The organism is Pannonibacter carbonis (assembly GCF_003012935.1).
Classification (GTDB): Bacteria; Pseudomonadota; Alphaproteobacteria; order Rhizobiales; family Stappiaceae; genus Pannonibacter; species Pannonibacter carbonis.
In genome coordinates this window covers 281,941-308,230 of record NZ_PUDR01000004.1, presented here as the reverse complement: position 1 = coordinate 308,230, position 26,290 = coordinate 281,941, and the positions used below count along the sequence as shown (strand labels likewise).

General features: G+C 64.1%; 23 protein-coding genes and 1 tRNA gene. 14 read left to right on the top strand and 10 right to left on the bottom strand.

Translation table 11 applies throughout. The features are described 5' to 3' along the window. The 5 genes from hslU to C8348_RS07785 all read left to right on the top strand — a co-directional run bounded on the left by hslU (nt 1) and on the right by C8348_RS07785 (nt 4,939). Nucleotides 1–1,305: an ATP-dependent protease ATPase subunit HslU gene (gene hslU, locus C8348_RS07805; protein ID WP_106752737.1), complete on the top strand. Its 1,305-nt coding sequence runs from the start codon at nt 1–3 to the stop codon at nt 1,303–1,305. Continuing rightward, a complete protein-coding gene (locus C8348_RS07800; RefSeq protein ID WP_106752736.1) occupies nt 1,302–2,387 on the top strand; it encodes a hypothetical protein in 1,086 nt (361 codons plus the stop codon). The genes hslU and C8348_RS07800 overlap by 4 nt, the downstream gene beginning before the upstream one ends. Nucleotides 2,388–2,504: 117 nt before the next feature. After that, nucleotides 2,505–3,014: an MmcB family DNA repair protein gene (locus C8348_RS07795; RefSeq protein ID WP_106752735.1), complete on the top strand. Its 510-nt coding sequence runs from the start codon at nt 2,505–2,507 to the stop codon at nt 3,012–3,014. Between the two features lie 108 nt (nt 3,015–3,122). Continuing rightward, a complete protein-coding gene (locus C8348_RS07790) occupies nt 3,123–4,769 on the top strand; it encodes an FAD-binding domain-containing protein (RefSeq protein WP_106752734.1) in 1,647 nt (548 codons plus the stop codon). Between the two features lie 2 nt (nt 4,770–4,771). After that, nucleotides 4,772–4,939, top strand: a complete 168-nt coding sequence (locus C8348_RS07785; protein ID WP_208983652.1) for a DUF2256 domain-containing protein — start codon at nt 4,772–4,774, stop codon at nt 4,937–4,939. Nucleotides 4,940–4,948: 9 nt separating this feature from the next. On the opposite strand, the gene coaBC is transcribed toward C8348_RS07785, so the two are convergent. Both coaBC and C8348_RS07775 read right to left on the bottom strand, forming a co-directional pair. Then, nucleotides 4,949–6,154 (bottom strand): bifunctional phosphopantothenoylcysteine decarboxylase/phosphopantothenate--cysteine ligase CoaBC, encoded by a 1,206-nt coding sequence (gene coaBC, locus C8348_RS07780; protein WP_106752732.1) that lies wholly within the window; start codon nt 6,152–6,154, stop codon nt 4,949–4,951. Nucleotides 6,155–6,166: 12 nt separating this feature from the next. Beyond that, nucleotides 6,167–7,447 carry a penicillin-binding protein activator gene (locus C8348_RS07775; RefSeq protein WP_208983623.1) on the bottom strand — a complete coding sequence of 427 codons (1,281 nt, stop codon included), beginning with the start codon at nt 7,445–7,447 and terminating at the stop codon, nt 6,167–6,169. A 173-nt stretch (nt 7,448–7,620) separates the two neighbouring features. On the opposite strand from C8348_RS07775, the gene rsmI reads away from it, so the two are divergent. The 3 genes from rsmI to gshB all read left to right on the top strand — a co-directional run bounded on the left by rsmI (nt 7,621) and on the right by gshB (nt 10,030). Continuing rightward, complete coding sequence (gene rsmI, locus C8348_RS07770) at nt 7,621–8,562, top strand: 16S rRNA (cytidine(1402)-2'-O)-methyltransferase (protein ID WP_106752730.1); 942 nt, start codon at nt 7,621–7,623, stop codon at nt 8,560–8,562. Next, entirely contained in the window at nt 8,559–8,966 is a 408-nt protein-coding gene (locus C8348_RS07765; RefSeq protein WP_106752729.1) for a YraN family protein, read from the top strand. Before rsmI ends, C8348_RS07765 begins: the two co-directional genes overlap by 4 nt. Nucleotides 8,967–9,085: 119 nt before the next feature. After that, entirely contained in the window at nt 9,086–10,030 is a 945-nt protein-coding gene (gene gshB, locus C8348_RS07760; protein ID WP_106752728.1) for a glutathione synthase, read from the top strand. Nucleotides 10,031–10,099: 69 nt separating this feature from the next. On the opposite strand, the gene C8348_RS07755 is transcribed toward gshB, so the two are convergent. Beyond that, nucleotides 10,100–10,921 (bottom strand): cyclase family protein, encoded by an 822-nt coding sequence (locus C8348_RS07755; protein ID WP_106752727.1) that lies wholly within the window; start codon nt 10,919–10,921, stop codon nt 10,100–10,102. 163 nt (nt 10,922–11,084) lie between these two features. Between C8348_RS07755 and C8348_RS07750 the strand changes: the two genes are divergently transcribed. From C8348_RS07750 to olsB, 3 genes are all read left to right on the top strand, one after another. Continuing rightward, nucleotides 11,085–12,611 carry a YifB family Mg chelatase-like AAA ATPase gene (locus C8348_RS07750; protein WP_106752726.1) on the top strand — a complete coding sequence of 509 codons (1,527 nt, stop codon included), beginning with the start codon at nt 11,085–11,087 and terminating at the stop codon, nt 12,609–12,611. A 714-nt stretch (nt 12,612–13,325) separates the two neighbouring features. Continuing rightward, complete coding sequence (locus C8348_RS07745; protein ID WP_208983622.1) at nt 13,326–15,440, top strand: ATP-binding protein; 2,115 nt, start codon at nt 13,326–13,328, stop codon at nt 15,438–15,440. 620 nt (nt 15,441–16,060) lie between these two features. After that, on the top strand, nt 16,061–16,960 hold the full coding sequence (gene olsB, locus C8348_RS07740) for a l-ornithine N(alpha)-acyltransferase (RefSeq protein WP_482811894.1): 900 nt from the start codon (nt 16,061–16,063) through the stop codon (nt 16,958–16,960). 324 nt (nt 16,961–17,284) lie between these two features. Here olsB and C8348_RS07735 read toward each other — a convergent pair whose 3' ends face one another. The 7 genes from C8348_RS07735 to aroA all read right to left on the bottom strand — a co-directional run bounded on the left by C8348_RS07735 (nt 17,285) and on the right by aroA (nt 24,829). Continuing rightward, complete coding sequence (locus C8348_RS07735; RefSeq protein WP_106752723.1) at nt 17,285–18,490, bottom strand: lytic murein transglycosylase; 1,206 nt, start codon at nt 18,488–18,490, stop codon at nt 17,285–17,287. Nucleotides 18,491–18,609: 119 nt separating this feature from the next. Beyond that, nucleotides 18,610–19,188, bottom strand: a complete 579-nt coding sequence (locus C8348_RS07730; protein ID WP_106752722.1) for a histidine phosphatase family protein — start codon at nt 19,186–19,188, stop codon at nt 18,610–18,612. Beyond that, entirely contained in the window at nt 19,185–20,132 is a 948-nt protein-coding gene (gene nudC, locus C8348_RS07725) for an NAD(+) diphosphatase (protein WP_106752721.1), read from the bottom strand. Before nudC ends, C8348_RS07730 begins: the two co-directional genes overlap by 4 nt. 22 nt (nt 20,133–20,154) lie before the next feature. Next, nucleotides 20,155–20,565: an HIT domain-containing protein gene (locus C8348_RS07720; RefSeq protein WP_106752720.1), complete on the bottom strand. Its 411-nt coding sequence runs from the start codon at nt 20,563–20,565 to the stop codon at nt 20,155–20,157. A gap of 205 nt (nt 20,566–20,770) precedes the next feature. After that, nucleotides 20,771–22,468: a 30S ribosomal protein S1 gene (rpsA, locus tag C8348_RS07715; RefSeq protein ID WP_106752719.1), complete on the bottom strand. Its 1,698-nt coding sequence runs from the start codon at nt 22,466–22,468 to the stop codon at nt 20,771–20,773. 382 nt (nt 22,469–22,850) lie between these two features. Then, complete coding sequence (cmk, locus tag C8348_RS07710) at nt 22,851–23,477, bottom strand: (d)CMP kinase (RefSeq protein ID WP_106752718.1); 627 nt, start codon at nt 23,475–23,477, stop codon at nt 22,851–22,853. Next, entirely contained in the window at nt 23,474–24,829 is a 1,356-nt protein-coding gene (gene aroA, locus C8348_RS07705; protein WP_106752717.1) for a 3-phosphoshikimate 1-carboxyvinyltransferase, read from the bottom strand. Before aroA ends, cmk begins: the two co-directional genes overlap by 4 nt. A 239-nt stretch (nt 24,830–25,068) precedes the next feature. On the opposite strand from aroA, the gene C8348_RS07700 reads away from it, so the two are divergent. The 3 genes from C8348_RS07700 (at nt 25,069) to C8348_RS07690 (ending at nt 26,279) form a co-directional block, all read left to right on the top strand. After that, entirely contained in the window at nt 25,069–25,452 is a 384-nt protein-coding gene (locus C8348_RS07700) for a TIGR02300 family protein (protein ID WP_106752716.1), read from the top strand. A gap of 147 nt (nt 25,453–25,599) precedes the next feature. Beyond that, a tRNA-Ala gene (locus tag C8348_RS07695) sits at nt 25,600–25,675 on the top strand. Between the two features lie 250 nt (nt 25,676–25,925). After that, a complete protein-coding gene (locus tag C8348_RS07690; RefSeq protein WP_157950400.1) occupies nt 25,926–26,279 on the top strand; it encodes a cupin domain-containing protein in 354 nt (117 codons plus the stop codon). Nucleotides 26,280–26,290: the final 11 nt, after the last annotated feature.

Sequence of the window (26,290 nt, the reverse complement as noted above, 5' to 3'; positions counted from 1 at the left end):
ATGACCAATTTTTCCCCCCGCGAGATCGTCTCCGAGCTCGACCGCTATATCGTTGGCCAGAAGGACGCCAAGCGTGCCGTCGCCATCGCCCTGCGCAACCGCTGGCGCCGGCAGCAGCTGGAAAGCCCGATGCGCGAGGAAGTTCTGCCGAAGAACATCCTCATGATCGGGCCCACTGGCGTCGGCAAGACCGAGATCGCCCGCCGTCTGGCACGGCTCGCCAACGCCCCCTTCGTCAAGGTCGAGGCAACCAAATTCACCGAAGTCGGCTATGTCGGCCGTGACGTGGAACAGATTATCCGCGATCTGGTCGAGGCCGGGATCTCGCTGGTGCGCGACGTGCGCCGGCAGGAGGTCAAGGCAAAGGCTCATGTGCTGGCAGAGGAGCGCGTGCTGGACGCGCTGGTCGGCGCCAGCGCCAGCCCCGCGACCCGGGACAGCTTCCGCAAGAAGCTGCGCGACGGTGAACTCGACAACCGCGAAATCGAGATCCAGGTTCGGGCGACGCCGCAGATGCCGGGCTTTGACGTTCCCGGCATGCCGGGTGCGAACATCGGCGTCATCAACATGTCCGAACTGCTCGGCAAAGCCTTTGGCGGCCAGACCAAAAGCCGGCGCGTGACGGTCAAGGAATCGCACGACATCCTGATTGCCGAAGAATCCGACAAGCTGCTCGACGAGGAAAAGGTCATCCGGGAAGCGGTTTCTCTGGTCGAGAATGCCGGGATCGTCTTCCTTGACGAGATCGACAAGATATGCGCCCGCGATGGCCGTGTTGGCGGCGATGTCTCGCGCGAGGGCGTTCAGCGCGACTTGCTGCCGCTGATCGAGGGAACTGTCGTTTCGACCAAGCACGGTCCGGTCAAGACGGACCATATCTTGTTCATTGCTTCGGGCGCGTTTCATGTGGCCAAACCGTCAGACCTTCTGCCGGAATTGCAGGGACGCTTGCCCATCCGCGTGGAACTGAAGCCGCTGACGCGGGAGGACTTCCGCGCGATCCTGACCGAGCCGGAGGCCAGCCTGATCAAGCAGTATGTGGCCTTGCTGAAGACCGAAGAGGTGGAACTGAGCTTTACCGAGGCAGCCATCGACGAGATCGCGGCCATTGCAGTGGAGCTGAATGCCAGCGTCGAGAACATCGGTGCCCGCCGTCTGCAGACCGTGATGGAGCGGATCCTCGACGAGGTGTCCTATTCCGCACCCGATCAGGCCGGGCGGGTGGTGGCCATCGACGCTGAGCACGTGCGGTCCAACGTCGGGGAACTGGCCAAGAACGTCGATCTGTCGCGCTTCATCCTGTGACGCTGCCGCAGACACCCGCCCCTGACCCATCGGCTCATCTCCGGCACCGGCTTGCCCCCGGTGCCGGCAGCGGCCTGCTCGTCGTGGTCTATTCGCAGGTTCGGGTGCCGGACGGCAAGTTCGGGCTGGAGCGGATGTTCTCCGCCACCCGTCACGCCTGCCTGTTTCTCAACGACACGCGTAACGGCTGGTATCTGGGCCAGGAGGTGGCCATCGATGCCGCCATCGAGGCGGCCATTGCCTCGGTCCGGCCCGCCCGCATCCTGCACTACGGCGCCTCGATGGGCGGATACGCCGCGCTGGTCACCGGCCTGCGCCGGGGAGACGGAGCGATCCACGCCTTCGGGCCTGAGCTGGAGCTGGGCCGGCCTGGCAGCCAGAGCGCGCTCTATGGCCTGCCCCATCCCGGCACCCCGGCCGAGGCGCTGGCGCTGGACCCTGCGCTCGACGGACTGCGGCGGGAGCTTGCCCATCCTGTCCATCTTTACTTTGGACACCTCGATCCGGTCGACAGTGCGGGTGTCGCGCGGGTCCTGGCGCAGGGACTGGGCGGCCGGCTGTTCGATCTCGCCTCCTGCCACGCCAGCCATGACCACCTCTACACGCTCAACGTGATCCGCAAAATCACCCGTACGTTCGACCGTGATCCCGATGAAGAGCTGACGGCGCGGGGCCTGATCCGGCCCTTGCCGCGCGCCTTTCATGAGGGCTTTGCTGCCGCTGGCGAGGCCTTTGCTGCCGGTGAGCGGTTGACGCCGGAGCAGCTTGATGCGCTGGCAGCGTTCGCACCGGGCCATGTCGGCCTGCTGCGGCTGCGGGCCGAAGCCGCTGCACGCGTCGGCGATCTCGCCCTGGCGGTTGATCTGATGCAGGCGGCGGAAGCGGCCATCGCGCAAGACCCGGCCTTGCACGGGTTGCCAAAACGCTGGCGTAAGGATCTGCCGCTTGCGCGCGCCAGCTGGCTGCTGGCGCTCGGACAAATCGATGCAGCCCTTGCGCTGCTGGCCAATTGCCGCGAGACCTTTGGGCCGGACGAGCGCATCGACGCGTTGTGGATGGCGGCCGAGACAGGGCGCGGCTAAGGGCGAGACGCGTCCGGGGGGCAACTCTTGCCGAAACCGGAAAAATCCGAACAACCTTGATAAGAATTGCCGGGAACAGTGCTTGATTTTCGCGAACGGGAAGGGAACAAATAGCGAATGAGCCTCACTGATCGCCCCGCCGGCAATCGCATTGCCCTCGACGACCCCTTAACGGATGGCCGCCAGTCGGAGACCGCGCTGAAGGTCTGGCGCGGCACCGCCCGGCTGCTGCGCCTGCAGGGCTATGTCTGCCTGCCCGAACTGACGCTGGCCTCGGGCCGCCGGGCAGACCTCATCGCGCTCGGCCAGAAGCAGGAGCTGGTCATCGTCGAGGTGAAGTCCTCCATTGCCGACTTCCGCGCCGACGGCAAATGGCCGGACTACCGCGCCCATTGCGACCGGCTCTATTTCGCCACCCATCCCGACGTGCCGCAGGACATCTTCCCGGAGGAGGCTGGCCTGATCCTGTCCGACGGCTTTTCGGCCGACATCCTGCGCGAGGCGCCAAGCCATCCGCTGCCGGCGGCCACCCGCAAGGCGGTGACCCTGCGCTTTGCCCGGCACGCAGCCCAGCGGCTGCATGACCTGATAGATCCGGATGCCCGCTTCCAGTCGGGGTCGCTCTGACGCACTCCCGGTAATCCTCTGCAGGCCGGTCTGCGTAGAGGCACGATAGTTGGTCGCCCCCCCATCCTTGCGGCTGAGCTACCTCCGTTGTGTTCCGTTGCCGGTGCCATGTCCGAATTTCCGCCCCTGCAGGTCGTCTGGTTCAAGCGCGATCTGCGCAGCTTTGATCACCAGCCGCTGGTCGAGGCCGCGCGGCGCGGTCCGGTGCTGCCGCTCTACATCATCGAGCCCGATCTCTGGCGGCAACCGGATGCCTCCGGCCGGCATCACGCCTTCCTTGCCGAGTGCCTGCACGAGCTGCGGCAGGATCTGGCCCGGCTTGGCCAGCCGCTGATCATCCGCAAGGGGGCCGCAGTCGAGGTTCTGCGCGCCCTGCACGCCCGGCGTGGCATCGCCACCCTCTGGTCGCACGAGGAAACCGGCAATGGCTTCACCTATGCCCGCGATCTGGCCGTGAAGGCCTTTTGCCGCGAGGCGGGCATTCCCTGGGAGGAGCCCCGCCAGACCGGCGTCATCCGCCGCCTGAAGAGCCGCAACGGCTGGGCGCAGCGCTGGGACCGCGACATGCGCCAGCCGCTGTTGCCGGAGCCGGCGCTGACGCCGCTGCCCGGCATCGAGCCCGGTCCCCTGCTGACGGCGCAGGACCTGGGCCTTGCCCCCGACCTCTGCCCCGGCCGCCAGCGCGGCGGCCGCCGGGCCGGTCTTGCCTGTCTCGACAGCTTCCTGACCCAGCGCGGCCGCACCTATCGTGCCGCCATGTCCAGCCCGGTCACCGGCTTCGATGCCTGTTCGCGGCTGTCGCCGCATCTGGCCTTCGGCACCCTGTCGCTGCGCGAGGTCACCCAGCGGGCCGAGGACCGGCTGCGCACCTTGGTCGAGAGCGGCGACAGCGGCGCCGCGCGCCAGTGGCAGGGCGCGGTCGGATCGTTTCTGTCCCGCCTGCACTGGCATTGCCACTTCATGCAGAAGCTGGAGGATGCGCCCGAGCTGGAGTTCCGCAATCTCCACCGCGCCCACGACGGCCTGCGCCCGCGCGAACCCGACGCCGCCCGGCTCGCGGCCTGGTGCGCGGGCGAGACCGGCCTGCCCTTCGTCGACGCGACCATGCGCGCGCTCAATGCCACCGGCTGGATGAACTTCCGTATGCGCGCCATGCTGATGGCCGTGGCCGCCTATCATCTCTGGCTGGACTGGCGGGCCCCGGGCGAGCATCTCGCGCGGGCCTTCACCGACTACGAGCCGGGCATCCACTGGCCACAGGTGCAGATGCAGTCCGGAACCACCGGCATCAACACCATCCGCATCTACAACCCGGTCAAGCAGGGGCAAGACCAGGATCCGCAGGGCGTCTTCATCCGCCGCTGGGTGCCGGAACTGTCCGAGGTGCCGGATGGCTTTCTCCATGCGCCCTGGACGTGGGGCGGCGCGGCGTCGCTGCTGGGTCGACGCTATCCCGAGCCCATCGTCGATCCACTGGCGGCCGCCCGCGCGGCCCGCGACCGGGTCTGGGGCCTGCGCAAGGAGCGTGAGTTCCACCGCGAGGCGGACCGGATCCAGGACCGCCACGGCAGCCGCAAGGCAGGCATCGCCAACCGCGGCCAGCGCAGCGACGGGCCCCCGGCCGCACGCAAGGGGCGGACGAAGTCGGCTCCCGATGGACAGCTCAGCCTGTTTGCAACCGGTGCCGAACCTGCCTCCACCGGATCCGACCCGGAGCCCCATCCCGACCCCGCTCAGGCAGGCCAGATCACATGAAGATGCGCAAAAAATCCGATTTGCCGCAGAAAACCTGCGTCACCTGTGGCCGCCCCTTCACCTGGCGCAAGAAATGGGAAAAGGTGTGGGACGAGGTTCGCTACTGCTCCGACCGCTGCCGCAACGAGCGTGGCAGCAAGGAGCGGAAGGGGGCTACGCCCGGCGCTTAAGCCGTCGTCTCAGGCCAAAGCGGCGGCAATCCGCGCGGCGAGGCGACGCGCGACCTCGCCCTTGTCCAGCGTCGGCCAGTCTTCCACGCCGGCGGCCGAGACGATGCGCACCGTGTTGGCGTCGCCGCCCATCACGCCGGTTTCCGGGCTGACGTCATTGGCGACGATCCAGTCCGCGCCCTTGCGCGCCAGCTTGGCCTGCGCATTGGCAATGAGGTTCTGGGTTTCTGCCGCAAAGCCGACGACGAGTTGCGGCCGCCGGTCGCCCAGATGACCGACGGTCGCCAGGATGTCCGGATTTTCCGTCAGGGCCAGCGCAGGCGGCCGGCCGGAGCCGTCCTTCTTGATCTTTTCAGTGCCCTCGCTCGCCACCCGCCAGTCGGCGACGGCTGCGGCCATGACGGCGGCATCCGCCGGCAGCGCCGCCTCGACAGCCGCCAGCATCTGCCGCGCCGTCTCCACATGCACCGTGGTGACGCCCTTCGGATCGGGCACCGTCACCGGACCGCTGACCAGCGTCACCCGGGCACCGAGCGCGGCCAGTGCGGCGGCGATGGCGTGCCCCTGCTTGCCGGATGACCGGTTGGCGATGTAGCGCACCGGGTCGATCGGCTCATGTGTCGGACCCGAGGTGACAACGATATGGCGCCCTGAAAGAGGACCGGGCGCCGGCACCAGCATCGCCGCGACCCGCTCAGCGATGGCCAGCGGCTCGCTCATGCGGCCAACGCCTGCCTCGCCGCTTTCCGCCATCTCGCCGCTTTCCGGGCCGATGAAGGCGATGCCATCCGCAATCAGCCGCGCCACATTGCGCTTCGTGGCCGGGTGGCTCCACATCGCCGGGTTCATTGCCGGAGCGACAAGAACCGGCTTCTTCGTCGCCAGCAGCACAGCTGTGGCAAGATCGCCAGCCAGTCCATTGACCATCTTGGCCATCAGATCCGCCGTCGCCGGGGCCACCAGCACAAGATCGGTTTCCCGCGCCAAGCGGATATGACCGACATCCTGCTCTGCCTCGCGGTCAAAGAGATCCGTGTAGACCCTGTCGGCGCTCAGCGCCCCGGCGGCCAGGGGCGTGATGAACTGTTGCGCCCCGGCCGTCATGATCACCCGGACAGCGGCACCGCGTTCCCTGAGGCGGCGGATCAGGTCGAGCGACTTGTAGGCGGCTATGCCGCCGCCAATGATCAGCAGGATGCGTTTGTCCGAAAGCATGGTGTGATGCCCTTACGAGGCCGCACGGAAATCACGCGGTGCCGGAGAAATGACCTTCATACCCCCTGGCGCGATCTCATAGACGGCAAGGCCTCGCTCGCTCTCGCCATTGGCCAGGAAGCGAAAGACGCCGTCGATGCCGAGAAAGCCGTCCCGATTGGTCAGCACAGGCTGCGAGAAGCGCTGAGGCCCTGCAGACCGCACGAGGCCCGCAGCGAGGATAGTGCCATCATAGGCCAGCGATGCATTGCGCGCCGGTGCTGCGCCAAATGTTGCCTGATAGCGACCGGACAGGGCATCGAAACCCGAGCGCTCCGGCCCCGGGAACCAGGTCCCTGCCATGATCGGATTGCTGGTCACTTGCGCTGCGTCCCACTGGCCGCTGCCGAGAACCTTGATGTTGGCCAGGTTGCCGCCCTGGGTCATCAGGCTTTGCATGACGAAGGGCGCGACATTCGCGGCTGGCAGGAACAGGGCATCTGCCTGCGGCAAGGCGCTGGCGATGGCTTGCGTCTTGGCGGCAAGATCGGTCGTGTCGGACCCGGAGACCTTGTAGCGCTGGATGGAGACCACCCGCCCGCCGGTGCGCCCGACTTCCTGGCGGAACGCTGCCTCGGTGACGGCGCCATAGGCATCATCCGGCAGCAGAGCGGCATAGGATCTGCGGTTCTGTCCGGCGGCGTAGCTGATGATGCGCTTCACATCACCCGCCGGGAGAAACGAGAGAAGATAGACGCCGGGGCCGGCGACCGACGTATCCGTGGAGAATGCGACAATCGGCACGCCGGATGTGCGCGCGACACTGGCCGCGCCGCTGACCGCCGGGGCAAAGACAGGACCCAGGATGAGCTCGGCCCCTTCCGCAATGGCCGCTTGCGCTGCCGCCCGGCCGCCTTCTGCTGTGCCGGCCGTATCCTTCACCAGCAACTGGATGTCGGAGCCCTGGAAGTCCTTGATCGCCAGTTCCGCCGAATTGCGGAAAGTCGCAGCGATGGCCGATGCCGACCCGCCGGCCGACAGCGGCAGCAACAGCCCGACGCGGACGGTGCCCGTGCCGATTGTCTGGCCGGTCACGGCCGGCACGGATGGCGTCGACGGCAGGGACTGCAGTCCATCCGGCGCTGTCCCCATGGTCGAGCCCATACAGCCGGCAAGAAGCCCGGTGACCGCAAATGCGCCTGCGCAGCGCAGGGCGCTCCGCCGCAGTCCTGAAAACCAGGCGATATACACCCTGAATCCACCGGCACGGAGGCCAGCAATTGGGGCATTGGCGGCAGCAGTCGTGTTTTCCACTCGGGCCTCCTCGCATCCGCGATCAAAAACCATTACGAATTCAGAACGTTCCTGTCCAGCCGCGTGAATGAATCGCTTCGGCTTGCCCGCTGCCAACTGCGATAAAACCGCCTTCTTGCCGAAATGTGTTGCGTACCGGCCTGTAAGACGCCGACAACCGGAAAGGCCCGCCTATGGCTGAAACACTGGCTGAACGCCGCTTTTTCATCGGGGAGCATGCCTTTGCCGCCCCGGCACAGGAAAGCGCGCTCTACATCGTCTCGACGCCGATCGGCAATCTTGGCGATATAACCATTCGCGCCCTCGAGACGCTGGCCGGCGCCGATGTGATCGCCTGCGAGGACACACGTGTGACTTCGACGCTCAGCCAGCGCTTCGGCCTGAAGGCACCGCTGCTGCCCTACCATGAGCACAATGCGGAGCGGCAGCGCCCGCGTCTACTGGCTGCCCTTGCCGAAGGGCAGGTCGTGGCTCTGGTCTCCGATGCCGGCACCCCGCTGGTGTCTGACCCTGGATACCGGCTGGTGCGTGATGTTCTGGCTGCCGGCTTCAAGGTGATTCCGATCCCCGGCGCCTCAGCGCCGCTGGCTGCGCTCGTCGCGTCCGGGTTGCCATCCGACACGCTTTTATTTGCGGGCTTTTTGCCGCAGAAGGCCGGTGCCCGTGCACGCCGCCTCGGCGAACTCGCGGTTATTCCGGCGACGCTCGCCTTTTTTGAATCGCCGCACCGGCTCGCCGCTTCGCTGGCGGCCATGTCGGAGACCCTTGGTGACCGCGAAGCCGTCGTCGCCCGTGAGCTGACCAAGCGCTTTGAAACGTTCCAGCGCGGAACCGTGAGCGAGCTTTACGCCTATTACGAAGCCAATCCGCCAAAGGGTGAGATCGTCATCCTCGTTGGCCCGCCTGCGGAGGTGGTGCCTGAGGTTAGCGAGGCAGATGTCGAGGCGCAGCTTCACGCCGCTCTGGCCCGGATGTCTGTCGCTGCCGCCGCAAAGGAGGTTGCCAGGCAGACAGGCCGGGACAGGGCCGAAGTCTACCACATGGCGCTTGCGCTCAAGGCCGCCGGCAGTGAGAGTGAGGCAGATATCGGCCCGGAGCGCTCCGACACGCCATGACCTCCCCGTCCGCCCTGCCCCCCGTTCGCGAGACGCCGCGCAACCGCCGCCGCGCCTATCGGCTGGGGCATGGCGCCGAGAGCCTGGCGGCGCTGATCTTGCAACTGAAGGGCTGGCGCATTCTGGCCCGGCGATTTCGGTCCGGCGCCGGGGAGGTTGATCTCGTCGCGCGGCGCGGGGATGTGCTGGCGTTCATCGAGGTCAAGGCGCGCCGCAGCCGCTCGGCTGCCCTTGAAGCCGTCAGCGCAACCGCGCGCGGGCGGATTATTCGGGCTGCCCAGATTTTTCTGGTCCAGTACCCGGACCAGGCTGACACGATACAGCGTTTCGATCTCATGTTGATTGTGCCCTGGCGCTGGCCTGAGCATCTGACCGATGCATTCCGGCCTGATCGTTTGATGTAAAATTCCGTGACGGGTTGCAGCATTGCCATTCTGGACAAGGCGGTCCAGAAATCCCATATCGAGCCCACCCTGACGAACCGTGCCGGTCTTGGCGCGGCGCTTTATCCGGAGAGACGCGCATGTCGCTGAAGGTCGCGGTCCAGATGGACCATATCTCGTCCATCAATATTCTGGGCGACAGCGCCTTTGCGTTGATGCTGGAAGCGCAAGCGCGTGGCCATTCGCTCTATCACTACACGCCGGATCGGCTGGCATTGCACGGTGACAAGGTCTTCGCCGCGCTGGAACCCGTTACCGTGCGTGACGAGAAGGGCAATCACTTCACGCTGGGTGAATCCGTTCGAACAGATCTTGCCGACATCGATGTGATCCTGATGCGGCAGGATCCGCCGTTCGACATGGCCTATGTCGCGGCCACCCATATTCTGGAGAAGATCCACCCGCATACCCTGGTGGTGAACAATCCAGCCGAAGTACGCAACGCCCCGGAGAAGCTGTTCGTCACCGAGTTTGCAGATCTTATGCCGCCGACCCTGATCACCCGCGACCGGGCAGAGATCGACGCTTTCCGCGAAGAGCATGGCGACATCGTCATGAAGCCGCTGTTCGGTCATGGTGGTGCAGCGGTCTTCCGCATCACCCAGGACGACCTCAACTACGGTTCGCTCTACGACTTTTTCGCTGTCACTTTCCGTGAGCCATGGGTGATCCAGCGCTTCCTGCCCAACGTCAAGCATGGCGACAAGCGTATCCTGCTCGTCGATGGCGAATTCGCCGGTGCGGTCAACCGGGTGCCGGCGCCGGGCGATCTGCGCTCCAACATGGTGCGCGGTGGCTCGCCGGCCGAATCCGACCTCAGCGACCGGGAGCGCGAAATCTGCGCTCGCCTCGGCCCGGCCCTGAAGGCCAAGGGCCTGCTCCTCGTCGGCATCGACGTCATCGACGGCTACCTGACCGAGATCAACGTCACCGCGCCCACCGGCATCCGCGCCGTCAAGCGCCTCGGAGGCCCTGACATTGCCATCCGCGTCTGGGACGTCATCGAAGCGCGGCGGCGCGGATAAGCGCCAATCGGATCTGAGCAGGGGTGACCGGGCCAACGGACACCCCTCTACACCCTTGAAACTGTGCGCTTATACCAGGGCCAGGATGCGAGCGGGACCACCCGTGCCGCCCTTGTGTTTCGGGGCGCCGACAATGAGTGTGGCGCCGGCCACTGGCAGCTGCTCCAGATTTGCGATGCATTCGATGCCCCAGCGGTTGCTCGGCAGCCATTTGTAATGGGTGGCAAAGTCCGGCGATGCGCCGAAGTCAAGCGACAGGGTGTCGACGGCTATGCCGACCACCTTGGCCTCCTCGATCAGCATCGCGGCCGCCTCGACGTGGAACCCGGGAAAATGCATCACGCCCTTGTCGTCGGGATTGCGGAATTTCGGGCTGGCAACGTGCTTGTCCCAACCTGACAGCATGGCAACGCAGGCCCCATCCGGGATCTCGCCGTTGGCTGCGATCCAGGCCTTCAAATCGTCAGGCGTCACCTGCGCATCCGCAGTCTCGGCTGCCTTGGCGCGAATGTCGACGATGGCCAGCGGCGCGACCAGATTGCTGACAGGGATCTCGGCCACCGACTGGCCATCTGCCGAGAAATGCAACGGCGCATCCACATGCGTGCCGGTGTGTTCGTTCACTCTCAGCTCGTAGAGGTTGAACTTGTCTTTCTGATAGTCAAACAGCTTGTTTGCAAAGAATTGCTGTTCGCCGAAAAACGTCGGGAAGCTTTCGCTTAATTCATGCGTCAGGTCACTGACCTTTGTAGGCGTTGCCGCCATCGCCGGTATTGCTGAGCCGGTAACTGTAACGGCAGCGGCAACACTGCCGGCAGCTGCCAGCCGGAACATGTCCCGGCGCGACAGCATCCGGTTCTTAACCGCGATCATGACGCATGCATCACACATGGCAACACGCTCCCTTGTGCCCGACCTATCCTGAAGCCTCCTCATGCTGCGACGGTTTCCAGACGACTGCAAGAGGTCGAGGGTGAATTAATGTTCTCTTTACGTTCTTGACTCTCCAAAAAGTTGCCGTATCGTCTTCCTCGACCTTTCGGGGAGTTGGGGTATGGTCAGTCGCGTAACAACTGTCGCGTTTCAGGGTATCGAAGCCGTTCCGGTCGATGTCCAGGTCATGGTCGGACCGGGTATGGTGGCCTTCACGATCGTCGGATTGCCGGACAAGGCGGTTGGCGAAAGCCGGGAACGGGTCAGGGCGGCGCTGCTGGCCTCCGGCCTGGCGTTGCCGGCCAAGCGGGTGACCGTCAATCTCGCGCCCGCCGATCTGCCGAAAGAGGGGTCGCATTATGATCTGCCGATTGCGCTTGGCATCATGGCGGCGATCGGCGCCATTCCGGCTGATATGCTCGCCGATTATGTCGTGCTCGGCGAATTGGGGCTTGATGGTCGCCTGGCGCCCGTCGCAGGTGTGTTGCCGGCGGCAATCGGGGCCAACGGACTTGGCAAGGGGCTGATTTGCCCGGCGGATTGCGGACCGGAAGCGGCCTGGGCCGACAGCGAGATGAGCATCCTGGCCCCACGCTCGCTGATCCAGCTGGCCAATCATTTCAAGGGCACGCAGGTCTTGTCGCGGCCGGCACCGAAATTGCGCGGGCCGGCGGGCGATCTGCCTGACCTTTCCGACGTCAAGGGCCAGGAGAGCGCGAAACGGGCGCTGGAGATTGCCGCTGCCGGCGGCCACAATCTTCTGATGGTCGGCCCCCCGGGCGCCGGCAAGTCGATGCTTGCAAGCCGCCTGCCGTCGCTGCTGCCACCTCTCAGCCCGCGCGAGTTGCTCGAGGTGTCGATGATCGCCTCCCTGGCCGGGGAACTGGCGGACGGGCGTCTGACTGACCGCAGGCCGTTCCGCGCGCCGCATCATTCCGCATCGATGGCCGCCCTCGTCGGCGGTGGTCTCAGGGCGCGTCCAGGTGAGGTTTCGCTCGCGCACAATGGCGTGCTGTTTCTTGACGAGTTGCCGGAGTTTCAGCCGCAGGTGCTCGACAGCCTGCGCCAGCCCCTTGAAACGGGGGAGACAGTGATTGCCCGGGCAAACCACCGGGTGACCTATCCCTCGCGCATCCAGTTGATCACGGCCATGAACCCCTGCCGTTGCGGCTATGCCGGCGAGCCGGGTCATGTCTGCCGCAGGGGACCGCGCTGCGCCATCGAATATCAGGGCCGTGTCTCCGGACCGTTTCTGGATCGCATCGACCTGCGCATCGAGGTGCCGGCTGTTTCGGCTTCCGACCTGCTGGCGCCGGGGAAAGCAGAGAGTTCGGCCAGCGTTGCCGCCCGGGTTGCCATGGCGCGTGACATCCAGCGCCGCCGCTCGCAAGGGCTTGGGCTCGGCGAATGTCCCAACGCCCGTCTGCCGGCTGGTCTGGTGGATGAGGTGACCGGCATGGACGCGGGCGGCCGCAGTTTCCTGGCCGACGCGGCCAATACATTGGCGCTGAGTGCGCGCGGCTATCACCGGGTGCTGAAGCTGGGGCGAACGTTGGCGGATCTGGATGGAGCGGACACCGTCAGTCGCCTGCATCTGGCGGAAGCCTTGAGCCTGCGCGGCGAGACGGTGCTGCGACAGGCTGCCTGACAATAACGGCTTGCAAAGGCGCCCCCCGGTCAGCCTTGCAAATCATGTGGGCCGGCCGGCTGGCCTATGTCCAGCCTGTTCCCAGCCTGTTCTTTGACAAGAGAAGACGAGAACTTTCACCCCGCGATAGGCGTCTGGGCATGCCCAGGGACCAGTCGTGCGGTTCAACCGTGTCCGAAGCATCCTGCGAAAGGATTTCCGAAAGGGTTTTGCGGGCACTCTGGCTGCAACGGGAATCAACCGATATCGCCGTTGATGCGATGTCGACGGGAAAGCGATATGACGGGCCAGAGCGACAGGACCAGAGCACAATCGCCGGCGCAGTCAGGCACCGATGAGCATAATGCCGCCGGACTTAAGAGTTCTGACGTCGACCCGGATGAGACCGGTCGCTCCGGCTTTGTCGGATCGCCTGGCCATGACCAATCCGAGGGCACGGCTCCGGCTCCGGAAACAGCGTCTTCATCGCGAGGGGACACAAGCATCCGGCAGGAGATACGGCTGGAGCAGGAGCGGCCTGCAGCCGATACCAGGGCAGGTGCTGTTTCAGGTGGCACACGGAGGGGGCAGACGCGCATTCTCTCTCGAATTGTCGCCGTTGCACCAGGTCTTGGGGTCGCTCTGGCACCGATTTGTGCACTCCTTCTGGTTAGCGGCGGTGCTTTCGAGCGGCTTGCGGCTGTGGTGCTTGCGTTTCTCGGCGGCGCTCTTGCGATGTATCTGTTGGCCCGGGACGACAACGAGCGCCAGGCCGATGCGCAAAATGCGCTGGAAGCGGATCGGCAGCACCTGCGCCAATGCCTGGAGGCGGTCGAGGACCAGGCCTGGGAACTGCGGGAGGCGGCTGAACGGCAGGCCAGTATTCTCCAGGCGCTCGGTGATGTTGTCATTCGGCGCAACATGACCGGTACGGTTCTTTATGTCAGTCCTGCCGCGCAGGCGCTTTTCCGGCCTGAGGCCATGCCACAGCCTGGTCAGCCCTTGCATTTGCCTTTGGCCGTGTTGAAGGACACCGCTGGCCCCACGGCTGGTGATGTTGCGTTCGGCGATATCATGCTCGAAACCCGACACGGCCCCCGGTGGTTCTCACGTCTTGACGTCACTGTGCGGGATGGATCCCGCGATACGCCCCTGATCCAGACGCTGCTGCGAGATGTCACCGACCGGCGGATGATGGAAGAGGAACTCCTTGCGGCTCGAAATTCGGCCGAGACGGCAAGCGAAGCCAAATCCCGCTTTCTGGCAACTGTTAGCCATGAGATCCGCACGCCTTTGAACGGTATTCTCGGCATGGCTGCCTTGTTGCGCGATACAAGGCTCAGCCCCGAGCAGGCAGCATATGCAGATGCGCTCAAAACGTCTGGCGAGACACTGCTGCTGCTGATCGATGAACTGCTGGATTTCTCGCGTGCCGAAGCCGGACGCCTTGCGATCCATCCGGCACCTTGTGCGCTGGCGCCCTTGTGCGAACAGGTTGTGGAATTGCTCGCCCCGCGGGCCCAGGCCAAGGGACTTGAAATTGCGCTGACCATTTCCCCGAGCGTTCCGGACGAGGTCACGGTGGATGCGAGCCGTTTGCGCCAGGTCCTCTACAACCTGGCCGGGAACGGGGTCAAGTTCACAGATAGCGGTGGGGTCAGCATCGATATTGCTGCTGCCGAAGGCGTCTCCGGCGGCGGAGAACTGGTGATTGCGGTGGCTGATAGCGGAATCGGCTTCGCACCCCAGGATGCGGCCCGCATGTTTGGCGAGTTTGAACAGGTCGACCATGGCCCCTCCCGACGTTATGGCGGCACAGGGCTCGGATTGGCCATCGTGCAGAGGCTGGTCACTCTCATGGCGGGTAGCATTGCCGCGGAGGGCGAGGAGGGCATCGGGGCGACGTTCGTCGTCCGTCTTCCGATTCCGGAAGTGCCGGTTCGAGCGCGAGCCTGGCCGGAGATCCGGGACAGGCAGATCATCGTTGTATCAGCAGGCCAGGTCGAGGCCGCTGCTCTGTCGCGGTATCTCTCGGCTTACGGGGCTTCTGTCAGCCGGGTCCTGCCCGGGGATCCGGCGTTGATGGAACGACTGGCAGTCGCCGATCTCGTCCTGCTCGACCATGGTTCCGTCAGTGATGGTGCTGCCTGGCTTGCCGGGGCCCGTGCTGCAGGATGCCAGGTGCCGGCCATCGTCCTGATCACGCCGACTGAACGCGAACGTCTCGACCGTCTGCGCAGTGCCGGGTTTTCCGCCTATCTGATCCGGCCAGTCCGCAGCCAGACCCTTGTGCGCACCTTGACCGCGTTGCTTGCCCCGGGCGGCAGCACGGGGCGGGCGACAGATAGCGATGTGACAGTGGACGGCAAGGTGGCAAACTGGGATGTCGCTGACGCCGTCGGCACGAGCCGGGCCGGGGGCGGGTCCCCAGCGCGGGCGCTCAGCACGGACCGTCAGTTGGCCCCAGCGCGCCCGCTGCGCCTCCTTCTTGCGGAAGACAATGACATCAACCGGCTCTTGGGCGAAGCTCTGTTGCGCAAGCTTGGACATGAAACGGAACTGGCAACCAATGGTCATGAAGCAGTCGCTGCAGCCGAGCGCGGCTGTTTCGATGCCATCCTGATGGATCTGCACATGCCGGGTCTCGATGGTTTTGGCGCAATCGCTGCAATTCGTGCAAAGGAAGCGGAGACTGGCGCATCCCCGGTGCCGATCCTCGTGGTAACGGCTGATGTCATGCCGGCAGCGCGCGAGCGTGCCAGGGAGCTTGGGGTTGCGGGCTATCTCACCAAGCCGCTAAACCAAACGGCAGTGGCCGAGGAACTTGTACGGCTCGGCTCACCCTCCTGATCCCCGGTCTCCTTCACGTGTTTCACTGACCTGGATTGCCATCGCTCCTGGCCAGGATGAAAGGTCGAGCTTCCGCCTTGGAGCGTTGTGCCGTTTTCCCCAGCGCCGGAGAACGGAGGATTGATGTTGTGCGCCGCTTTCAGCCCTGCCGGCAGGCCGGGCCTAGAACTTGCGCGGTTCCGGGGTGAAATAGATGCGATGACCGGCCTGTCATGTTACTGTTGAGAAACTGTGGTCCAGTCATTGGCTAGGGTCGTGACAGGATGACACGGCATGTGTCTGACCGTCTGGACCGAAACCGCAGGCCCGTGATCGGGATGAAATCGCGAAAGCGGATTGGACTGAAGGCGACGGAAACGCCATCCCCGTGGATGCATTCAACCGCGGCGGACAGTTTCTATCCCTTCTTTCCAGAAGGTCCGGCACGCTGCTTGCGGACTTGTCCGCAGCACAGGAAAATGCGCCGCCGATTGGCGTCGCCGACAAATCAAAGCCCTGCCATTCCGAAAGGATGCAAGCCGGGCGCTGGTGGAAACGACCGAAGCAAGCGAGGGGACCGAACACACATGGTGCGGTCGGGTATTTTTTCTCCGATGAAACTCGTCGAGAAGTTCACACCAATGCGCCGGGACACCGGCTCAGCTGGGCGGTGGTTTCCGGGGCTTTCGCGTCCATTGAAGTCGAGCCTGGCACTCGGGCCGGAGCCGACGACGCTCGGGCGCATCGGTTCACTTGAAGTCCGGATTGCGCGCAGCGCCAAGGAGATCAAGGCAGCGCAACGGTTGCGCTACAATGTCTTCTATGAAGAAATGTCAGCGATTGCGGATGCGCAGACCCTCGCCTCCAAGCGGGATTTCGATCCGTTTGATGCGATTTGCGATCACATGCTGGTCATCGACCATGCCTGCCTGAAACGCAACAAGCTCGGCCGGCTGCAGCCGCAGATCGTCGGCACGTATCGCCTGCTGCGCCAGGATGTCGCAAATCGGCACGGAGGGTTCTATTCCTCGGCTGAGTATGACATCCAGCCACTGATCGACGCCAATCCGGGGCTCAACTTCCTGGAACTTGGCCGGTCTTGCGTCTTGAAGCCCTATCGTAACAAACGCACCGTCGAGCTGCTGTGGCACGGCATCTGGTCGTATGTTCTGCAAAACCGGATCGATGTGATGATCGGTTGCGCTTCGATCGAGGGCACGGATCCGGACCTTATCGCCGGTCAGTTGTCGTTCCTGCATCATCATGCAAGGGCCCCCGAAAACTGGCGCGTCAAGGCGCTGCCCGAGCGATATGTCGAGATGAACCGGCTCGCGAAAGAAGATCTCAGCGAGAAGGCCGCGTTGCGCGACTTGCCGCCGTTGATCAAGGGGTACCTGCGGCTGGGAGCCTATATCGGCGACGGGGCGGTCATTGATCATCAATTTGGCACCACCGATGTCCTGATCGTGATGCCGGTTTCAGCCCTCAATGCCCGCTATGTGAACTACTACGGCGCCGACGCCAGCCGCCACGCCAGCTGAGCGTGCCGACCCCGGTCGCAGGTTGGCGCCTGGTTCATAACCGTATTGCTTCAAAGCAAAGCGAGCCCCCGTCTGGCGTTGACGTTGTCGCCAGACGGGGGCTGGTTCCTCATCGCCGCAGGAGCAAGTGGTCCCTGGGTCGAAGTGGTAACGCTGCTGCGGGGGCAAAGGACAGGATGCCGTTTCGGGCTGTACCCGCCGCCGATCAGCTGACCGTTTGCGCGACCGGATATCAATTGAAAATGCGGTCCGCCTTTCCGACCGGTGGAAGTCGCGTTTCAGACACCTGTCGGGACATGCCCGCCGGTTCACGGCGTGCATCTTTCACTCTATCCAGCAAGTGGCGTGGCGACCGGCCCGTTCCTGCATGAGCCCGAGCGAGCGCCGGGTCTTGAAGCCGATCAGGCCATCCGGCTTGCCAACGTCATAGCCGGCCTTCTGCATCTTCAGTTGCATGTCACGCACTTTGCCGCGCGAGACGTGGGGGCTCTCCCGCCACGGCGTGACAAACCCGGCATCGGAGCCATACCGGTCCGCCAGGTGGCCAACGAACAGCGCGTAAACGTCGCTTTCGTTATAGGCCTTGAGCACATAGAAATTTTCGGTCGCCAAAAATGCCGGTCCAAGCCGCCCGGCGGGCAGCAGGATATTGGCGTCACGGGCCAACTCGCGCTCGGGGAACGCCTTGCCGCTGGCCCTAGTAACGCCTTCCCTGACGAATGTGGCGATTGGCTGACGCTGGTCCGGACCTTCGCGGCTGCAGGACACCGCTGGCGGAAGAATGACCTCATAGCCCCAGTCGCGTCCGGCAACCCAGCCCTTTTCCTTCAGATAATTCGCAATCGACGCCAGCGTATCGGGGGCCGAACGCCAGATGTCGCGCCGACCGTCGCCGTCGAAGTCGACGGCATAGGCGAGGAAGGACGAGGGCAGGAACTGAGGTTGCCCCATCGCTCCGCCCCAGGAGCTTTTCAGCTCGGACCGGGTGATATGTCCGTCGGCGAGAATTTTCAGGGCAGCAACGGTCTCGCCAAGAAAGAACGCGCGCCTTTCGCCCATGAAGGCGCGGGTCGCAACGGTCTGCAAGCCGTCATGCGGGATCTTGGCAGAGCCATATCCGCTTTCCCGCGCCCAGATTGCCAAGAGGATCCGGCGCGGCACGCCATATCGTGCCTCGATCGCCTTTAAGGTATCGGCATGCTTCTGCGCCAGAGCACGCCCGGGGCCGGCCAATGCCCGAAACTGGCTGTCCTTGAAATAGCCGGCCGGCGCGCGGAATTCCGCCTGAAAATCGACCTTGGCGGGGGCCTCCGGCTTGTCCGGGCGGCCGAGGCCCGGCAAATCCGTGTTGGGCTTGAGACCGGCAAGTTCGCGCCGGAGGACCGAATCCGGCACACCGGCCGCGCGGGCGGCAGGGATCACCTTCTCTGCCAGAAAGGTCTTGAATTCACCTTCATACGCCGCGCCTGCAGGCGCTGGGCAAGCCAGCGTGGACAACAGGCCGAAGACAATAGGAAACAGGAGACGCATGGGCAATCCGATCTGAACAAGATGCCATGGTTACCCGAACCGGACGATTTGGCCAGAGGGAGAACGGCAGAAGAGGAGGCGAAGGGAATAAGGGCGAAAGGCTGGACGCCGCCGCCGGCCTAAAGCGCCGTCCAGCCCAGTGACGGCGCAGCCTGTCGATCAAGATCGGCAGGATCGAAGACGTACCAGTTGCCACCTGAGGACTGATCATGCAGCCGTGCGATCGGCACGCCAAGCAGATGGCATTTCAGCAGCGTCCCGACACCGCCATGGCCGCAGAACAGGACAGGCTCGCCGGCTGGCAAGTTTGCAAGCGTGCTGCGGATGGCAGTGACGATGCGTGTTTGCGCGTCAATCGCCCGTTCCCAGCCGCGAATGCTCTCCTGCGGAGCGGCAAAGAAGGCGTTGGCAACCTCCTGAAACTCTGGTGGTGGCAGGTACCCTGTGGCTGAACGGTCATTCTCGTGCGTGGCTTCAACAATGCCCACCTCCAGACCGAAGGCTGCGGCGAAGAGTTCGGCTGTCTCGATGGCCTTGCGCTCGCCGCTGGAGATGACATGACGAATGCCGGGGGCCCAGTCGAGCAGAGGTGCACGCATTGCCCGCTCGCGGCCGATATCCGATAGGCCCCAATCCGGTACCGGGACGGCTGGATCGATCTGCACTTCCGGGTGGGTGAGATACACGCAGTAAGTCACGATGCGGTTTCCTGCAGCCAGCCGAGGATCAGATGATGGGCAATGGAAATGCCCGGCGGGATGCGATGTCCCTCGGGATGCGTCCCGGCCAACATGGTCTCAACCTCGGCCCGGCTGTACCAGCGGCAGGCTTCCAGCTCGTCCTGTGCGATTTCGATGTCCGTTGTCAGCGCTTCGCCGGTGCAGCCAAGCATGAGGTTGGCCGGAAAAGGCCACGGCTGGTTCAAAACCAGGCGGACATTGCCGACACGCACACGAGATTCCTCGAATGTCTCACGCCTGACCGCATCCTCAATGGTTTCACCCGGTTCCATGAACCCTGCCAGCGTGGTGTAGACGCCTTCCGCCAGCCGCGGTGGGCGGCCCAGCAGGACGTGGTCACCATGGGTGATGAGCATGATCACGACAGGATCCGTGCGGGGGAAATGCGGCGTCTGACACGCGGGACAATCCCGGCGATATCCAGCTTCGGCCATCACGGTTTTTTCGCCGCACCGGGAGCAGAACTGGTGGCTGAGGTGCCAATGTGCGAGGGCGCGGGCCTGGGCGAGGGCGCCGATATCGGCTTCGGGCAGGTCCCGGCGCAGCGCCAGGCTGCGCAGGTCGATGACTTCGAGCTCCTCACGGATCTCGAGCTGTTCATCGGAAAGGGTGGCGGTGCAGGCAAACAGCGGTGCGCCTGAGGGTTCAAGTCCGAGAAACGCTGTTTCTGCCGCGCTCTGACCAAGAGCCAAGGCTTCTGCCTGCGTGTGGCGCATGTTGGTCTGATCACGGCGCAGCACCAGCTTGCCGGCGGTGGCAACAACGAACCGGGCATCGTCCTGTTGCATCAGGCGGGCAAGCCACTCGGTTTCGCCCCGCCGCTCGGCGCAGCGGTCGAGCGGGTTGACGATGAAGCTCATGCCGCCCGGCTGGGTTGCCAGGGCATAGGCATCCAGTGCCATGGGTTTCTCCCTCAAGAATTGGTCAGGCAGGCAGCAAGGACCGTAGACGCTCGGTCAGTGCTTCAAGTTCGGCAGGTTCATAGGAACGGGCAGGTGCGGCGCCCCAGACCGGGTTCGGCCATGCAGCATCACTGCGGAACCGGGCGATCACATGCACATGCAATTGTGACACCACGTTGCCAAGCGCGCCGATGTTGATCTTGTCGCACGCCGTGGCAGTCTTCAGCGCATCGGCGCAGGCGGCAACTTCGTCAATCAGTTGCAACCTGTCCGGTTGTGCCAGATCGGTAAGTTCGACGAGATCCGCCTGGCGGGGGATCAGCAGCAGCCACGGGTAATTGGCATCCTTCATCAGCCTTACGGCACAGAGGGGAAGGTCCGCCACCGGCAGGCTGTCGCCTTCGAGGCGGGGATTGAGATCAAAGCGGATCATGTCGGGTCCGAAGCGGTGAGTGTGCCCGGACACTACACCTGCAAATGCAGGTTGGCGAGCGAGCCTGCCTTCACAATCGGCAACGGAATGTCTCCGGCTGCGGCGCCAGGCCTTGCGGATCTTAGTTGGAGGATCAACAAAGGAAAACGGCCCGGGCGATTGCCCGGGCCGTTCCGTGTTCAAGACTTGAGACCTTGCGCGAGGATTAGTCCTCGTCGCGAGCCTTCAGAGCTGCGCTCAGGATGTCGCCCAGCGAAGCGCCCGAGTCGGACGAACCGTACTGTGCGACTGCTTCCTTCTCTTCGGCGATTTCCAGCGCCTTGATCGAGACGGAGACGCGACGGGTCTTCTTGTCGAACTGGGTGATGCGTGCGTCGATCTTCTCGCCAACCGAGAAGCGCTCCGGACGCTGTTCAGCGCGGTCACGGGACAGGTCGGCGCGGCGGATGAAGGAGGTCAGGTCGCTGTCTGCGAGCTTAACTTCCAGGCCGCCTTCCTTCACCTCGATGACTTCGCAGGTGACGATGGCGTTCTTGCGGACTTCACCGGCAGCGGCGGACTCGAACGGATCACCGCCGAGCTGCTTGATACCGAGGGAAATACGCTCCTTCTCCACGTCGACGTCGAGCACCACGGCCTTGACCATGTCGCCCTTCTTGTACTCCTCGATGACCTGCTCGCCCGGACGGTTCCAGTCGAGGTCGGACAGGTGCACCATGCCATCCACGTCGCCGTCGAGGCCGATGAACAGGCCGAACTCGGTCTTGTTCTTGACTTCGCCTTCGACTTCCGTGTTGACCGGGAAGCGTTCTGCGAAAGCATCCCACGGGTTCTGCAGGGTCTGCTTGAGGCCCAGCGAGATGCGGCGCTTGACCGGATCGACTTCCAGGACCATGACGTCGACTTCCTGCGAGGTCGAAACGATCTTGCCCGGATGCACGTTCTTCTTGGTCCAGGACATTTCGGAAACGTGGATCAGGCCTTCGATGCCCGGCTCCAGTTCGACGAATGCGCCGTAATCGGTGATGTTGGTCACGCGGCCCGAGAACTTGGCGTCGATCGGGTACTTGGCTTCGATGCCATCCCACGGATCGGTCTCAAGCTGCTTCATGCCGAGGCTGATACGATGGGTGTCCTGGTTGACGCGGATGATCTGGACGCGGACGGTCTGGCCGATGGACAGCACTTCCGACGGATGGTTGATGCGGCGCCACGCGATGTCGGTGACGTGCAGCAGGCCATCGATGCCGCCGAGGTCGACGAACGCACCGTAGTCGGTGATGTTCTTGACCACGCCTTCCACGGTCTGACCTTCCTCGAGGCTCTGGACCAGTTCCGAACGCTGTTCGGCGCGGGTTTCTTCCAGAACAACGCGGCGCGAGACCACGATGTTGCCGCGGCGCTTGTCCATCTTGAGGATCTGGAACGGCTGCGGGGTGTGCATCAGCGGGGTGACATCGCGCACCGGACGGATATCGACCTGCGAACGCGGCAGGAAGGCCACGGCGCCGTCGAGATCGACGGTGAAGCCGCCCTTGACCTGGTTGAAGATCTGGCCGGTAACCTTGTCGCCCTTCTCGAAGGAGACTTCGAGACGGACCCAGCTCTCTTCGCGGCGAGCCTTCTCGCGCGACAGAACAGCTTCACCCAGGGCGTTCTCGACGCGCTCCAGGTAGACCTCGACCTCGTCGCCGACCTTCAGTTCGCTATCACGGCCCTTGACGCCGAATTCCTTCAGCGGCACGCGGCCTTCCACCTTGAGGCCGACGTCGATGACGGCAAGGTCCTTCTCGATGGCAACGATGAGGCCCTTGACGACCGAACCTTCATAGAGGTCGTTCGAGGCAAAGGACTCATTCAGAAGGGCCGCAAAATCCGCGGTGGAGGGGTTCAGTTGGCTCATATAATCTCCTGGTGCCATTTCTGGCGGGCGCCGGCGGGTTTGTGTTGTGGTCCGGATCCTTCACCTCCCGGGAGCCGTCTTCTGGCTCCAGCCATCCAGCCTGCAAAGCGCAGAGGGAATGGGCCGGCGGGCGGAAGCCGGAGGATCCGGGTCTTCCAGTTAAAGACGTGCGGTCGGGCTCGTCTTGAAAATCGCGTGTTCCCATTCTGCAAGACCTGCCTGCAGCCTGGCGGCATCCTGAAGCGATCAGGCCGAAACACCCGGAGGGCGTAGGGCTGGTCAATCACGGAGCCGGATGCTGGTCTTTAAACCAGATCGCCCCGCCACCCGGATCTCTACCGGACTGGCGGGCCGTCAAGACGGCATTGGTCGCGATGCTCGCTCAGGAAGCCCGGTTGGCTGTCACGATATCCACAGCCGCCCGGAACGCCGTCTCTATATCCATTTCGGTCGTATCAAGCAAGTGCGCGTCTGCGGCCTGTTTCAACGGGGCGACGGCACGGGTCTGGTCGCGCTCATCGCGGCGCTTCAGGTCCTCAAGAACAGACACAAAGTCTGCTTCCTTGCCCTGGGACAGGATTTCCGCCGTCCGGCGTCTGGCCCGCGCCTCAGGTGCTGCAGTGATGTAGAGCTTCACCTCTGCATCCGGACACACAACGGTTCCGATGTCGCGTCCATCCAGCACCGCACCCGGAGGCACCATGGCAAAAGCACGCTGCAATCGCACGAGCTCCTCTCGAAGACCTGGCAAAACCGCCATGCGGGATGCAGCCTCGCCGATCTCATGGGCGGACAGCACGCTCCGGTCCATGTGGCCAAGGTCAAGACGGTGGGCAATGTCGACGGCAATGGCTTCGTCGCCGAGCGGCAAACCATTGGCCAGCAGTGCCGCCGCGACGGCGCGGTAGGTCAGGCCCGTGTCCAGGTGGCGCAGGCCGAAATGGCTTGCCAGCCGCCGGGCCAGGGTACCCTTGCCGGACGCTGCCGGGCCATCGATGGCGATGATCATGCGCCAACGTCCTCGAGTTCGGAAATGTCGGCCCCAAGGCCGGTGAACAGGCTGGTGAAGGTCGGGAAGCTCGTGGCGATGACGGCGCCATCGTCCACGGTCACGGCCGTATCACTGGCCATGCCCAGCACCAGGAAGCTCATGGCAATCCGGTGATCGAGATGGGTTGCAACCGTTCCACCACCCTTGCGGTTTGCCCCGCCTGTGACGGTCAGTTCCGTCTCGCCTTCCCGGCAGGGAATGCCATTGACTTCGAGGCCGCGCGCCACGGCCGCGAGACGATCGGACTCCTTGACGCGGAGTTCGTCGAGACCGGGCATGTAGGTGTCGCCCTCGGCAAAGGCGGCCGCAATGGCCAGCACCGGATACTCGTCAATCATCGACGGGGCCCGGCTCGCCGGAACCGCAACGCCCTTGAGCTTGCTGTAAACCACACGAATGTCGCCGACGCGCTCGCCGCCGGCCATGCGCTCATTCTCGATGGTGATGTCGCCGCCCATCTCGATCAGCGTGGTGATCAGCCCGGTGCGGTGCTCGTTGAGGAGCACGTTCTCGACCGTGATGTCCGAGCCTGGCGTTATCAGCGCAGCGACAATCGGGAAGGCAGCAGAGGACGGGTCACCCGGCACATCGATGGCCTGGGCTTTCAGGTCCGGCTGGCCTTTCAGGCGGATGATGCGCGCGCCTGCGTCATCGATGGTGACGGAAATGTCGGCGCCGAACCCGGCCATCATTTTTTCCGTGTGGTCGCGCGTGGCAATCGGCTCGATGACGGTGGTTTCACCCGGCGTGTTAAGCCCGGCCAGCAGCACTGCCGACTTCACCTGGGCCGAGGGCATCGGCACCCGGTAGGTGATCGGCAGCGGCACTTCGGCGCCACGGATTGACAGCGGCAACCGGTCGCCGACCCGGGCGACGACCTGCGTGCCCATCAGGCGCAGCGGATCCAGCACCCGGCCCATCGGCCGGCGCGACAGCGAGGCATCGCCGACAAAGGTCGCGGCAATCGGATGCGTGCCGAAAATACCCATGGTCAGACGCACGCCGGTGCCGGCATTGCCGAAATCGATGACGTGATCTGGCTCCATCAGGTTGCCCAGACCAACGCCGTCGATCAGCCAGGTTCCGTCGGCTGTCTTCTCGATCCGTGCTCCGGCCGCGCGCATCGCACCGGCAGTGTTGAGGACATCCTCGCCCTCCAGCAGACCGGTCACAGTGGTGCGGCCAAGCGCCAGTGCGCCGAACATGAGTGAGCGGTGCGAGACGGATTTGTCACCGGGCACACGGATGCGTCCGTGCAGGGCAGAACCGGCACGGGACCGCAAGGGACGGGGTGACGAATGGTGCGACATGGGTGCTTCCGGAAGCTGGTAGGTCAAAAAAGGTTGTCACTCCTATCACGGGGGCTCCGGTCCGTCATCAAACAGCAGGCGGGAAGCTCGAATTTTTGCTTGTACGCCGACTGAGAATGCTTCAGAGAACGTGACCGATCATTTAGCCTTTGACAGATGGGCGCGACGGCGTTACGGGCCGCGCCACTCCGACGAGGGCATTCTGGACACCCCTCAAGCTCGAACAAAGGGTAAGCACGGTGGCAAAACCTGAACTCGGTACAAAGCGTCTGTGCCCTGGCTGCGGCGCCAAATATTACGACCTGAACCGCACCCCGATCACCTGCCCGAAGTGCGGCACCCTGTTTGACATCGTGTCGAGCACCCGTGCCGCCAAGGCCGCCCGCGTGGTGGTGCAGGAAGAGGACGAGGACGATGAGGTCGATCTGGCGGCCCCTGAGCTGGTCACGCTGGAAGAGGCCGACGCCGAGGTCGAGGGCGATGTCGTGCCGGATCTCGAAGAAGACGACGAAGCCGACATCGGTGACGATGCGGTGGATGACGTCTTCATCGATGTCGAGGACGAAGAGGACGAGGACGTTCCCGGCATCGTGCTGGAAATCGACGACGATACAGACCGTTAAGCGGTTAGCCGGTCTTGGTTTAAGGGGGTCGGGATTGTCCACAGGGCTGTGAGGAAAAAACTTCCAACAAGCTCTTGATCAATCTGCAGACCCCCTCTATAAGCCAGCTCCACAAGACGCCGGTACCCAAGCCGGCGCGAGAGACACGGGGCCATAGCTCAGTTGGGAGAGCGCTTGAATGGCATTCAAGAGGTCGTCGGTTCGATTCCGATTGGCTCCACCACTTCAAAGGCAGGTTCGGCAACGAACCTGCCTTTTGGTTTTTCCGACCTTTGCCGGTCTTGCCTCGGTCCCGGCGCGCGTCAGTCCCTTTGGTCTGGCGGGGCCTCGAATGCCCGTGTAGCGTTGCCCGAGTTTTGTGGATGCAGTGCAGTGGCGCCCGGCACGTTCGCCTTGATCATCTGTCCGGAGCTCGTTTGAACCTTTGGGCCCTGCGTTGCAAATCAATCGGCCGACCTGTTCAGGACAAACCCATGCAGCACTTCCTTCCCTTTGACCTTGACCGCCTCACCGCCGAAACGGACACACCGGCGCCGGAAAAGATCGTGTCGGGCTCGCCGCAGTTCACCACGTGGCTGGTCGAGACGCGGGACGACGACCGCCAGTTCACCGGTGTCTGGCAGTCCACGCCGGGGGCGTGGCGCGTATCCTATGACGAATGGGAATTCTGCTCGATCCTCAGCGGCCACTCGCGCCTGACCGACGCCAGCGGCGCTGTCCGGGACCTCAAGGCCGGCGACAGCTTCATCATCAAGCCAGGTTTTTCCGGCATCTGGGAGGTCGTCGAGACGACACGCAAGCTGTTCGTCATCCGACTGCCGGACTGACCCTCATCCTG